This window comes from Rhizobium tibeticum (genome assembly GCF_900110205.1).
Taxonomy (GTDB): domain Bacteria; phylum Pseudomonadota; class Alphaproteobacteria; order Rhizobiales; family Rhizobiaceae; genus Rhizobium; species Rhizobium tibeticum.
In genome coordinates, this window is the sequence record NZ_FOCV01000006.1 from 109,395 (window position 1) to 121,733 (window position 12,339).

General features: G+C 55.8%; 9 protein-coding genes and 1 pseudogene. 4 read left to right on the plus strand and 6 right to left on the minus strand.

Annotation, left to right across the window (positions count from 1 at the left end):
- Nucleotides 1–192: 192 nt before the first annotated feature.
- The 3 genes from BSG20_RS08825 to BSG20_RS08835 all read left to right on the plus strand — a co-directional run bounded on the left by BSG20_RS08825 (nucleotide 193) and on the right by BSG20_RS08835 (nucleotide 4,399).
- The gene (locus BSG20_RS08825) at nucleotides 193–1,434 is read left to right on the plus strand and encodes a glycosyltransferase family 4 protein (protein WP_072373662.1); all 1,242 of its coding nucleotides are present in this window, start codon (nucleotides 193–195) and stop codon (nucleotides 1,432–1,434) included.
- Nucleotides 1,435–1,988: 554 nt separating this feature from the next.
- Nucleotides 1,989–2,918 carry a glycosyltransferase family 2 protein gene (locus BSG20_RS08830; protein WP_244541295.1) on the plus strand — a complete coding sequence of 310 codons (930 nt, stop codon included), beginning with the start codon at nucleotides 1,989–1,991 and terminating at the stop codon, nucleotides 2,916–2,918.
- A 32-nt stretch (nucleotides 2,919–2,950) separates the two neighbouring features.
- Complete coding sequence (locus BSG20_RS08835) at nucleotides 2,951–4,399, plus strand: SH3 domain-containing protein (protein ID WP_072373668.1); 1,449 nt, start codon at nucleotides 2,951–2,953, stop codon at nucleotides 4,397–4,399.
- 12 nt (nucleotides 4,400–4,411) lie between these two features.
- On the opposite strand, the pseudogene BSG20_RS35535 reads toward BSG20_RS08835, so the two are convergent.
- Nucleotides 4,412–4,605 (minus strand): annotated as a pseudogene (locus BSG20_RS35535) (IS630 family transposase); the annotation flags it as partial.
- 541 nt (nucleotides 4,606–5,146) lie between these two features.
- Between BSG20_RS35535 and BSG20_RS08840 the strand changes: the two are divergent.
- On the plus strand, nucleotides 5,147–6,643 hold the full coding sequence (locus BSG20_RS08840) for a hypothetical protein (protein ID WP_072373671.1): 1,497 nt from the start codon (nucleotides 5,147–5,149) through the stop codon (nucleotides 6,641–6,643).
- A gap of 770 nt (nucleotides 6,644–7,413) precedes the next feature.
- On the opposite strand, the gene BSG20_RS08845 is transcribed toward BSG20_RS08840, so the two are convergent.
- The 5 genes from BSG20_RS08845 to BSG20_RS08865 all read right to left on the minus strand — a co-directional run bounded on the left by BSG20_RS08845 (nucleotide 7,414) and on the right by BSG20_RS08865 (nucleotide 12,323).
- The gene (locus tag BSG20_RS08845; RefSeq protein WP_244541296.1) at nucleotides 7,414–8,730 is read right to left on the minus strand and encodes an O-antigen ligase family protein; all 1,317 of its coding nucleotides are present in this window, start codon (nucleotides 8,728–8,730) and stop codon (nucleotides 7,414–7,416) included.
- 336 nt (nucleotides 8,731–9,066) lie between these two features.
- Nucleotides 9,067–10,284 (minus strand): glycosyltransferase family 4 protein, encoded by a 1,218-nt coding sequence (locus BSG20_RS08850; RefSeq protein WP_072373677.1) that lies wholly within the window; start codon nucleotides 10,282–10,284, stop codon nucleotides 9,067–9,069.
- A gap of 40 nt (nucleotides 10,285–10,324) precedes the next feature.
- Nucleotides 10,325–10,999: a polysaccharide deacetylase family protein gene (locus BSG20_RS08855; protein ID WP_072373680.1), complete on the minus strand. Its 675-nt coding sequence runs from the start codon at nucleotides 10,997–10,999 to the stop codon at nucleotides 10,325–10,327.
- Nucleotide 11,000: 1 nt separating this feature from the next.
- Nucleotides 11,001–11,957 carry a glycosyltransferase gene (locus BSG20_RS08860; RefSeq protein WP_072373683.1) on the minus strand — a complete coding sequence of 319 codons (957 nt, stop codon included), beginning with the start codon at nucleotides 11,955–11,957 and terminating at the stop codon, nucleotides 11,001–11,003.
- Nucleotides 11,958–12,047: 90 nt separating this feature from the next.
- Nucleotides 12,048–12,323 carry an acyl carrier protein gene (locus tag BSG20_RS08865; protein WP_072373686.1) on the minus strand — a complete coding sequence of 92 codons (276 nt, stop codon included), beginning with the start codon at nucleotides 12,321–12,323 and terminating at the stop codon, nucleotides 12,048–12,050.
- Nucleotides 12,324–12,339 lie beyond the last annotated feature (16 nt).

Here is a 12,339-nt window from a genome sequence, read left to right on the forward strand (position 1 = left end):
TCGGTATTTAGTCTACCCGAAAGTCGTAGAACTAGCGTATTGTACGCGGCCATATCGATGTATTTTAAATATATATTCAAATAAAATAATTATCGAAAGTTGGTGTTGATGTTACTTCGTCACCCAGAAAATATACAAGCTTGATGCGTGGTCGGACAAATCTGTCGAAAGCGCTCTTAATGGAGGGGTGTATTGCGTATTCTTGTATATCCTCACGATTTGACGCTCGGCGGTAGTCAGATAAACGCAATTGATCTTGCTGCTGGGGTTGCCGAAAGGGGTCACGAGGTTATCGTTTACGGCATTCCCGGGCCTCTCGTTGATTACATAGAGGAAAGGGGTCTTCGCTTCCTGCCAGCTCACGACCTTAAATACCGACCTGCGCCGTCGCGAATTGCGCAAATTGCGGCAATATCTCGTCGCGAGCGACTTGATCTCATCCATGCGTACGAATGGCCGCCGTGTCTAGATTCTTATTTTGGCGCGGCTCTGGCTCTGCGTGTTCCGCTCCTATGCACGGTTTTGAGCATGCAGGTCATGCCACACATTCCGGCATCGGTTCCGTTGATTATGGGAACGGCTGACCTCGGCGACGAAGCGCGTAAGCGTCATCGGGCGAATGTCTGGGTGCTCGAGCCGCCAATCGACGTCGAACGTGACAATCCGCAAATCAGCGGAAGAGAGTTTCGGTCCGCACACGGCGTAGGAAACGAAGAGTTTTTGATCGTAAGCGTCTCACGTCTGGCGCTCGATCTTAAGCTGGATGCACTGGTAAGAGGTATCGACGCAGTGGATCAGCTTGCAAGCTCACACCCAGTGAAACTCATTCTGGTCGGAGATGGCCCGGCCCGTGGTGCGCTGCAATGTCGTGCGGATGACGTAAATAGACGCCACGGGCGAGAGGTGGTTGCGCTAATTGGCGCTGACCCCGATCCACGCAGCGCTTATGCGGCAGCCGATCTTGTGATTGCCATGGGGAGTTCGGCACTTCGAGCGTTGGCAATCGGGCGCCCGCTCATCGTTCAAGGTGAGCAAGCTTTCTCTGAACTGTTCGACCAAACCAGCTGTGAGCTTTTCTTAAGACAAGGCTTCTACGGACTGGCAGATGGTGCATCCGGCCCCAGTCGATTGGTGGCACAAATCGCGCCCCTTATTCAACAGCCAGACCGACGCAGTGAACTCGGCCAATTTGGCAGAGAGTTCGTGAGTGAGCGTTTTGCATTGCACCGAGCTGTCGATTTTCAATTGGATGTGTATAAGTCCGTGCTCAAAGCCTCCCCCGCAGCTCGGATCAGCGAAGCAGTCCGCGCCGCAGGTTTGGCAGCGTCGGTGGAAATCGCCAATCACAACCCTTTTCAAAAGCGTCGAAATCGAAACCTCCAAAAGACAATACTATCAGCAGCACGATCTGGTGAATGGCCCCCCTCTTTTTGATGTTTTGACGACTGCGATCGATGGCATGCCACACGTGTCGACAACGACCATCATGCCTCCTTCTTCGTGAGCGTGACGACTGCAGCACGATATCGAGTGTGGACATTGGCTAAACGCTATTCAGCCTCGGAAAGCCTTCGAACACCTCGTCATTAAGCTTCGGCCGCGCGTGTGAAGCTCGGCCGTATTCCCCAAGCTGCAATCGGCATGTCTTCCTCCACACCTCTCGTTCATCCTTCCAGGGTCAGGGCAAGAGTGTCTCTATTCGTTACGCCATCAGCTTGCCAGGCAGGCGAGCCTGTCGGGAAGTATCTGCGCCGTCTCATATGAAACCTCCCGGTGCGCACCACCCTGTCTCCTTATTGCCCTCCAAACGAAACCGAGTCCGCGCGCACGGTCCCCAAAATCAGTACAGCGTTAGATCCGATTGTGACCGGGGGACCGACCGAGTTCCTGGTCTGCAATTTCAGTCACTATCTCTTTGGGAGATCAGGACGGCTACCACCTAATGGGCAAATTACATTGCAAGCCAAAGAAGACTAGGATGGCTGCGAATGCCGAACCTGCGCACAGGAGCCTTTATGCCTAACATCGTCTCGGTGATACTTCCAACCTATAACAGAAGTCGCAGTTTAGTCGCTGCGATGAATAGCGTCCTTGTTCAATCGCATAAGGACCTTGAACTGATTGTCGTTGACGATGCCTCAACCGAAGATATTGAAAGCGTGGTGCTGGGAGTAGGCGATACTCGGGTCAGGTATGTAAGGCGAACACAAAACGGCGGTGCAGGTGCTGCGCGGAATACGGGCCTTGCTCATGCCACAGGTGATTACATAGCTTTTCAAGACAGCGACGATATTTGGCTGCCCAACAAACTCGAGCGACAGCTTCAACTTCTTGCGTCACTACCCGAGCACGTCCGGGTCGTGACGGGATCAAAAATTGTTTACTATGGCCCCACGCGCATGTTGCAAGCGCCGCCACCAGAAGGACCGCTTCGTATAGACGAGAATCAGCTGGTCCGACTTTTGACGGAGAACCGGATCAGTGTTCAAAACGCGCTGTTCCAGAAGGGTTGCTTCCCCGGAACGGATTGGTTCGATGAGTGCGCGAGTGCCAATGAGGATTGGGAGTTCGCAATTCGGCTGGCTCAGCACACGACCATATACGAGGATATTGAACCGGTCGTGCTTGGCTTTATCTCAGCCGATAGCATATCCATGAATGATCGCAGAGAACTAATTGGATACCTGCGTATACTGAGGAAGAACAGAACAATACTTAGAAAATTGAAGATTCAACGATCGCTGTTAATGATCGGAGCTAGTAGATACTTTCTAAAGCTTGGGAAAAGATCCACTGCGAGAAAGTTTCTTGTGGCAAGTTTTTTGGATAATCCACCAAATATCAGGCTCCTCATATCGCCCATGGTCAAGAGGGCGATGCATTTAAGTTCTTGGCGGCCAACCCGGGCGGGAGCGTGACGATTTTGCCGACGGTCGCGACGGAGAGGCCGATGAAGAAACTTGCAGCGTTGATAGCGTCGGCATCGATGTTCGCCACCAGCGCGGCTGCGACCCCGGCGGTAGCGACAGCGACCGTCAATTTTCGCTCAGGGCCAGGCACGGGCTATGGCAGCTTCGGAAACATCCAGGAGGGCAGCCCGCTCGACGTCTCCGAATGTGATGCCAGCGGGGCTTGGTGCACCGTCAAGTTTTTAGGCAGGGATGGATTCGTCAACGGCAAGTACATCAATCGCACGGAACCCGACACACCGCCGTGGCCGCGCAGCTTCATGCCGGGCAACAGTGCGACGCTGACGCTTTTCCAGCCACAATTCACCGACTGGCCCGCGTTCACCGAGCTCAAAGCCAGCGATGCCGCTAAGCCGATCTACGGTGTCATCAGCGTCAGCGGAAAGACCGTCGCACACGACGATACGAACCAGGTCGTCATCACTGACATCAAAGCGACACAGGTGGACTTCTCGACCCTGGACCGGAAAGAGCTCACCGATCTAGCCCTCGAAGTCCGCAAACTGATGCCAACGGGTCCGATTACCGTGTCACAGGAACGGCTGGCGGACAGCCTTCCCACCTCGACCTCCAGGCCCGCCCCCACGGGTGGCATCGTGGTCCTCGGACGCAGCTTCCCGAACGAAACCAACACGGGCGTCCCGGACGACCTCAAGTCGAGCCTGACTCCGTACACCGGGTCCTGCACGATCACCGCAGCAGACGTGAAGATCGACCGCAAGGTTATCACCTGCGATCAGCTCCGGCTCCTTGGCCCTAACACCGCCATCACAAACTCGATCATCATCGGCACGGTGCACTCCGACTGTTGCTACCTGAACGGATCCTACAGCCTGACAGACTCCGAAGTTCGTGGGCCAGACTCCACGGCCACCGTGGTCGGTGAGGCCAGGTTCAAGCTCCTCCGCGTCGAGGTGTCAGGTGGCTCTCGTTCGGTGAACTGCAACACCACCTGCGAGATCCGCGACTCCTACATCCACGGCCAGTACGGTGACAAGCGTGGCATCGACCACGAGTCCGGCATCCGGCAGGACGCACACGGCACGTTCGTGCACAACACGATCTCCTGCGACGCCATCGCCTACCCCAACCCCACCGGTGGCGAAGGATCGGGCTGCTCTGCCGCAGTCTCCGGCTATGGCGACTTCGGCACGGTGAACAACAACACGTTCACCGACAACCTGATCGAGTCCCGCGAGGGACTCACCGGTCAGGCTGCCAGCTCGTACTGCGTGTACGGCGGCTCCACGACAGGGAAGCCGTACCCGAACGCGCATCACATCGTGTTCACCGACAACATCTTCCGGCGCGGCGGCATGGGCAAGTGCGGCATCTACGGACCAGTCACCTCGTTCGACTCCAACGCTGAAGGCAGCCTCTGGCAAAGCAACGTCTGGGACGACGGCGCGACCGTTCCGCCCGCCAACTAGAGCGCGTCCGCTTTAATCGAGGTCATATCCTGTAGCTGCGAAGTAGTTTGCACATTCCTGCGGTTTGAAAAAGGGGGCCGATTTTCCCGACGGTATCCCACAACGCATCAACCGACCGCTCGGCCTTTGCCCGCAGAAGCGCTTTCAGTTGGAAAAGGCCATTTCAATGGGTTGAAGTCGGGACTGTAGGGCGGGAGATAGAGCAGCCTCCCGGGCGGACACCGTCGGATTTATGGCAAGTTATCCATGATGACGATATCGGCACGAGAACCTGTTTGAGTAGGCCAGGAATGCTTCACCGTTCATCGGCCGTCGAAAACCATCGGTGCCGTCATGCCGGAAAGCCAGAAGCCGCAAGAACACGGCTGCGAAGATCATCGCTTAGACCACGCGACATCCATACCTCGTGATTCGAAGGCCGGGAATCACGGCAAACAACGCCTGTCACCCAATTCCGATTCCGTGTTCAATGGACGTGCTCCAGGGCCTTCTGATTGCGCCCAAACGGGGCGCATCCCGGACATCCCGGTCTTCGCGGCGTCCGCGTCGAGCTTCTAAAAAACGCAGCTATACACGCAAAAGCATCCTCGTATACGTATAGTCCTCCCCCTACTTGCGTTTTCATCCAAATAGATGACCCCCGTGTGCGTTTACGCTCATGAACACTATCGGGTAAACTTGGAAAACTTCGCCTGGGGATGCGTCGGATCTGCATTACTTAGGCATCCTCCTCCAAGGAAAAAAGACATGTTGCTGCCAGGACCAGATAACTTTGATGGACAGTTCGTCATTTCGACTGTCGCCAAGCCCTGCCCACACGGCTGGCAGCAACGTCAACTCGGTACGATTTTCCTGAACTTGGCTCCAACAACGCCTGTTGTGCCGGTGGTGGATGCCGACAACCGGTCCATCGGCTTGCTGTTAGGTATGCCCATCGACCTTGATCGAGGCACTATTGTCGACGGGCAGTACAGAGTCGACTGCAAGCTGGATGACGTCCAAGACCTGGATGATTTCGTTGAGAAGAACATTTATCGATTGGCTGGAAGCTTCCTGTTCGTCCTCAGCGCGCTCGGATCGAGACGTATCTACCTTGATGCCAATGGCACACTCTCGGTGGTATATGATCCAGAGGCAAGAGTTGCTGGCGCGACCGCTTCGGTTCTTCTCGACGCCGTCGAATATAAGAAGCGTTTTCGAACAGAACTTTACAAAACCCTCGACATTGAGGACGCTGGTTGGTTCACGGCCGGCCTCACGGCACACGAGGGCATCGACCGTCTTCTTTGCAATCACTACCTGGATTTAGACAGCTGGACGGCAAGCCGCCATTGGCCGGTCGCCACAATCGAGGTCTCTCCCGATCCAGTGTCGACTTGCGCAAGAATCTGCGACCGCATTTCTAAAACGATAGAGATCCTTGCACGCGCCGGCAGTACCAGTGTGGCGCTGACTGCAGGCAATGACTCGCGCCTTCTGCTGGCATGTTCCCGGCACATGCTCGCGAACCTGACTTTCGTGACTGTGGCGGCGCCGACAGCAGATTTGGATGTCGCCTGCGCTAGGCGCCTGGCGCGTCAGTTCGGCTTGCGGCATCAAGTCTTGCAGTACCGTGAGGCAACTGAAGCGGAGGCGGATCTTTGGCGGTTTAGAGCTGGTCACTGCGTTGGCGGCAACAACGTCAAGATGCACCCGAGCGTCAAGCCGCTCGAGGGACGACCCTTTGTAGGCGGCCTTGGGGGAGAAGTGGGCCGCGGCTTCCTCTGGCTAAATGCCAGACCTGACACAGTCATAGACGCCAAAGGTCTGGTGGCTAGGTTGAAGTTGTCACGGACCGCCGAGGTGGTAAGCAAGGTGGATAACTGGCTTGCCCCCCTTGCCCATTTCGACGCTTTTTTCATATTGGATCTTGCCTACCTTGAATTGCGGATGAGCACGTGGGGATTTTGCGATTCGTACGTAAAACCAAAGCAACTCGAAATTCACCCCATGATATCCAGAGCAAATTATGTGGACATGCTGTCCCTTCCGCCGGAGGTGAGACGCAAGGGCGACATATATTTCCAGGCCATCGAAGCCCTCTGGAAAGAGGTGTCGGAGGTTCCAATAAACAAATACGGGAACTACAGAGACATGCTACGGCCGGCCAAGGAGGCGATCCGACATCCAAAGCGAGCATCAAGGAAAGTGATGCAGATCGTCGGGGCCTGGAGATCGGGGACGGCTGAAAAGAGCCGGACGTGAACACTGCGGCGTTCATCGCAGGCGGTACTTCGGGTCATTGAGTCAGCGTGAGGCGCGGCTTTCAAAGGTGTGCTGGGGGAAGCGCTCGAGAGTCATTCAACAGGCTGAGCGTCAGAATTGACTCGGCACGGAAAACGCATCCGAACAAACCGAACCGAAGCGCTCTGCCTTCACCGGCAGGTCGGTCTCTCGGCAACCTTCGCTCCGTTTCGTGATTCAAGTTGATGATCCTGTCGAGCCTGGACAGGAACAGATCTTGCTCCCTTGGATCACTTGGTTTTGGCATCCGAGTGCCGGCGAGATCCGCATGACCGCTCAATTTGCTGAACTTGACGCATATAACCAGGCCCGCGGTTATATCCGTCAACCAGATGGCCGTTTCGCGGCCGCTTACGCCATTATAGATCGCTCAGCGCGTCGCCCAACAAGGACGGCAGTTCGACCGTCGATCTCATCCAGCCTGCCCGACCAGCCGCTGTTCAACGCGTCCAAAAGAGGTAGGATCTTGTGACACTTTCCGGCTAGGCCGAATAGAAGGGGTCAGTGAACGCCTGAAGACTGTTTGCAATGACAACTGAATCTCGCCACCAGGCCAACGGGGGGTGCGTAGCATCGGGCAAGAACGCCCAGGCAGTTCGAGAGCACTTTGGAGTCGCTCCTGCCCCATCGTGGATTGGTGCACAGTGCAGCGGTTCCACTCACGAATACTTCAAACCGATATCAGCGTCATCGGAGCAGCTGCTTTCTGCCTAAGTGGAGGCGGCGGCGATCTACTGCCTAATCCTAGGTTTGTGCCTGCGCCACAGCGCTTCGAGCTTGCGATCGCCCTGCACAACACGATAGCGGGCCCGCGGCTTGCGAACATTGCCATTATGAAGTTCTGGTTGCTGGCTGCGGCTGCAATCGAGAATCCACACACCGGAGCCGACTAGGAAGAAAAACCAAACGTATGCGGCCACCCAGAAATGCACGGTTGAGCCAACGAAGACAAGGGCTACCATGCAAATGAGATAGGACGTCCTGCAAACATCAATATCAGGATCGACATCTGTTTTCTTCGCGACAGAGAGCCAGATAGAAAGCAGGGATAGCACCATGAACAGGAAACCAGGCAGGCCATGCCGCATAGCCATCAATAGCCAGAAGTTGTCAACACTGTCTCCTGGCATCCATAGTGGCCGCGCCCAATCACCCAGCCCAATTCCAAAAATTGGATGATTTGCGACCGATGCAGACCCATACTCCCAGATCCAAAGCCGATACCATCCCGTCTGCTGATCAAACGTGAAATGCGAAATATAGAACTGCGCCGGTGTTTGATTGGAGCCAAGCTCAACAATGAGATAACCGACAAATGCGACTGCCCAAAGCAGCTTCCAGCGAGCGGTGAAGCCGCCAAGAACCTTGTTCCACTGCAGCAAGGCAATTTGGAAAACCACCCCGGCCAGCGGCGCAGAAGACATCGACAGGAACGCGGAAAATCCCACCAAAACGGTTAAAACGCCGCGCGAAATACCCGACACCTTTCCCTTCGTCGCTAGGTATGTCAACGCGAGCATGCTTCCGCAGAAGGTACCAAATAATATCGAATGGTTAAAAGGTCCCTGGACGCGCGAAAAGCCCATCCGGGGCGCCATCCATGTTATTGCCTCCGTCCGGAATACTGATCCAAATGCGAGAAGCAGCAAGTTGGTCCCCGTCACCCATTCATAAACGGTGAATGGCAGCAGGCATATGATCAGTTTGGCGACAAACACCACCATATTGCGGAAGTCGTCAGCATTGCGAATGCAAACCCGAGCCAGGAGGTACGAACCGATCGTTTCTATGAAAAGAATGCCCGAGGGCTCAATGGCCTGGTCGCTACCCTGCACGACCACAAAGGAAATTGCTGCCCACAAACAAAAAAGAATGAGGCCGAAATCGGCCACTCTTTTTTTCCCCGCTTTCCCCTGCGACCACTTGACGATGCACGGCAGGAGCGCGAGCAGGAGGATAATCCGATAGACAGAAAGATTGAGCGGCCCAATTGGAAGTACCCACGGGACCAGCAGGCCCGCAAGGAAAACCTTGACCGGCCACGCCAAGCGCGTCTCGTCTGCTTGGTCGGAAGCTAATTTCCGGGTCGCGGCGATGAGATTGCCTGGCCGCCGTGCGCCTTGATCGATTGTCGAGCTGCGTAGGTTTGTCTGCCCTGAGCGAGGTCCGTGGTCGTTGCTTGCTATCATTTTCTGCCCGGTCTCACTCGCGCTCGACAGCCATTTGGAAATCAATCAATGACCAGGCCAAATAATAGTCACTATTACCTCCGACCGCGATTAATACTTCTGATATTTGCGTCGTCCAAATTGACTAACGTATAGTGATTTCGACAGCCAGTCTCCGAGAGCTCTGCTGCCGCTCTCCAACCCGAGCGTAGCCGTTCAACTCCGCACTCGGCCATCGTTCATAAGATCGGCATAAATTGAGTCCATGCGGTCAAGTTTGGAGGACCACAAAGCAGTTTGCGTCGCGTGGGCGTAAGATGCAGCACCCATACGCGCACGCAACTCGTGGCTTACGACAAGCCTGCGTACGGCATCGGCAATGTCGACCGCAAGTGCGTCCGGCGTAGAGATGCCAAGCTTAATTGCACAGAGATCCGACGTCGCACTCCCGGGACCGCCGCGATCAACCACGACCAGCGGCAGTGAAAAACTCATGGCTTCGAGTGCAACGTTTCCGCCCGGCTCACGGTAGCTTGGGAAGACAAAAACATCTGCATTTCGATAGAATCCGGGAAGCTCATTTTTGGGACGCCACCCCAAGAGGGAAACCCGCTCGGAAAGACCCAGAGACGCTATCAATGCCTCGCATGCTCCGCGATCGGGTCCATCTCCGACAATAGCAAGCTCTACGGGCAAATCACGCAACAGCGCCATGGCGTTAATAATGTCTCGCGCGCCCTTCGTCCGGATTAGACGCCCCGCGTATAACAGCTTCACCGGACCTGATTGTCCGGATTTGACTATCGCGGGAGGCATCGCGTCGATACCCGTCTCACTCATGACTTCGAAACGCCGAACGGGAACGGCAGACAACTGCTCCTCAACATATCCAGCGATGCCGAGAACGCAGTCGGCGCTTCCGTACGTTCGCCTTAGGAGTGGGTCCCAGCGAAGACGATGGCGATCGAGATTGCGCAACCGAGTGTACCACGGTGCCGAGCTATCCTCGCCAACAAATCCCGGGGGGGTATTGAGGCCACCTCCAACCGGCCCAATGACCAGTGGCAAACCGAGATTTGCCGCTGGCGAGGGATACCGCATGGCGACTGGCACGGGCTGATGCACAATATCGAACCTCATGCCGTCGGTAAGTGCTTGGCGTATCCAACGTCGCGCACGGTAGTAAAATGGGATGTAACCAGGCTTCAGAATGCTGTTCAGCCGCTCTGCCCGACCAAGGACCGGTGGCTCGCTCCACTCCACGATTTTCATGTTACTAAGTTGGCGAGCGGCAGGCGTTGCACCTTTCTTATGATAGGTCAGCAACGTCACATCGTGACGCTCACCGAGCCGCCGAGCCCACTGATATGCGACCCATGCCTCGCCAACATCTTCACCATTGCATGTGGGTGCCACCAGCAGCAACCTTGCCATCTCAGTCTCTCCGACCTTCCAAACCCTGATGCGCTGATTCTTACACTCGAAACTTCGTCCGCGCGGCGTTACGAAGCTTTCTCCAGAAAGGGATCTTTCCTGACAGAACATCGTCTAGCCAGCTGTCAGCGGTCTCTGATCGCACCGAGTTTCGAGGCTTGAGGAAGCCCTCCACTTTAGCGCTCCCTCCCCCGCTTGAGTAAGCCGCCCTGTATCCCGCATTTCGTATCTGCTTCAGAACAGCGCCATTGTACCATCCAAACGGCATCGAAGCTGTGTTGACGGGACAACCACATATCTCTTCCAGCTGCGCTTTTGACGCTTCGAGTTCGTAGTGAAGTTCGCCGGTCGTCAGTCGTGTCCAGTCGCGATGACCAATGCCGTGGCTACCGATACGCATTCCCAGAGCAATAAGGGTACGGATGTCATCTGCGCTAAGAGAACCCGCCTGTCCTATGCGCCCGGTCAAGACAAAAAACTCCGCGCGAAGACCGCGCCGTCGAAGTTCGGGTGCTGCGATCAAGAGATCGGAGGCATTTCCGTCATCGAACGTGATGTATATTCGTTGGCGCGCGGGATGACCTGCGATGCGATCGAGGATCGCCAGAAAGCGATCACGGCTAAGCCAGTAGTCGGCTTCGCCGGGCTCAAGCTCACGCAGTGGCGCTCCAATCCCATGAAAATTAACGATACGGTACTCGCCTCCCCTCGCCATCTTAGCCCCGCGTACTTTCCACAAATGCAGCAGCAGATCGAAGGGGAGAAACTGCGCTCATCAGTGCGGCGCGATGGGTTGCTCCGCGCCAGGATCTGACCGCATGTCCGAGGATCACGCCGAACTTGAAAACCGAGGTTCGCAGCGCGCCGTGGTGACGGGCGTAATAGCGAATTCTGTTGGCGGTCAACAACGCGAACAGACGAGGTCCTCCGCCACTGCCGCCGCCGGCATGCATCACCTTGGATCGCGGTTCATAGACGATGTCAAACCCGGCTTGGCGAATCCTTCGCTGATAGTCTACCTCTTCACTGTACAGAAAAAACGTTTCATCCCACGTACCGACAACTTTTCGGGCTCTGGCCGCAACAAGGAGCGCGGATCCGGTTGCCCATTGCACGCACTGTCGCCGATCGTAGTGACGTAGCTCGCCCACGATCTCCCCCAGCCCAAGCCGCGCGGCAAGATTGCCGCCTAGAATAGCATCAGCCCAGGCGGTGATGATGGACGGCTCGCGTCGTAAGGTGGGGTCGATGCTTCCGTCTTCCTTGTAATTGATAGGAACGACTACCCCTACTGTCGACGTTGCGAGTTGTTCGACGAGTGGCCCGACCGCACCTGGAAAGAGCCGAAGATCGGGATTCAAAATCAGCAGATGGGCTCCGATATCAGCTCGGCGGGCAGCAATATTGATTGCCGCTGCATAACCGGCGTTGCGACCCGTGCGTATGACGGTAGGGCGCAACGGATGCGTCTCAGCGATTTCAGCCGATCCATCTTTTGAATCGTTATCGACAACAATGATCTCGAAACGATCCACGCCCTGCAAACCATCAACAAGGGAATCCAATAACGGCGGCAGGGCACCGGCACTGTTGAACGTGACGATGACGACAGCGACGCTCGTCCCGGTTTCCCTGGTGCGGAGCGGAAGAACATTGTCTGCTAGTGCTGTCATTGTTTCCCTCGCCTACTTTAGTTCGCCTCATTCGATGGAGCCAAAAGCCATCGCGAATTCCTCTGCTTGGCGCTTGTCTTCCTGAGGTCGCTAGCCGACTGCGATCCCCGCCTTCGGACGATGCCGGTCTACGAAGGACGCAAGCGATCCGACCGTTTCGAAGAGTTCAGCGCTGAAATCATCGTCGTCGATGTGAATCCCAAACCGCGATTCGAGAGCTGCCGCCAGGCTGAGCACGGCGAATGAATCAAGTTCCGGCAAATTGCCGAACAGCGGGGTTGATGGGTCCGCGATGCGGGCCCTATCCTCGATGCCGAGGGTCTCGGCGATGACGTCTTTCACAGATTCGAGTGTTGAAGAACTCATGATGCCTCACAATGAA

Bases quoted from the DNA above. Each gene is read 5' to 3' on its own strand.
- BSG20_RS08840 (WP_072373671.1), top strand. From the start codon at position 5,147: ATGTTGCTGCCAGGACCAGATAACTTTGATGGACAGTTCGTCATTTCG.
- BSG20_RS08855 (WP_072373680.1), bottom strand. From the start codon at position 10,999: ATGGCGAGGGGAGGCGAGTACCGTATCGTTAATTTTCATGGGATTGGA.
- BSG20_RS08850 (WP_072373677.1), bottom strand. From the start codon at position 10,284: ATGGCAAGGTTGCTGCTGGTGGCACCCACATGCAATGGTGAAGATGTT.
- BSG20_RS08860 (WP_072373683.1), bottom strand. From the start codon at position 11,957: ATGACAGCACTAGCAGACAATGTTCTTCCGCTCCGCACCAGGGAAACC.
- BSG20_RS08865 (WP_072373686.1), bottom strand. From the start codon at position 12,323: ATGAGTTCTTCAACACTCGAATCTGTGAAAGACGTCATCGCCGAGACC.
- BSG20_RS08835 (WP_072373668.1), top strand. From the start codon at position 2,951: ATGAAGAAACTTGCAGCGTTGATAGCGTCGGCATCGATGTTCGCCACC.
- BSG20_RS08830 (WP_244541295.1), top strand. From the start codon at position 1,989: ATGCCGAACCTGCGCACAGGAGCCTTTATGCCTAACATCGTCTCGGTG.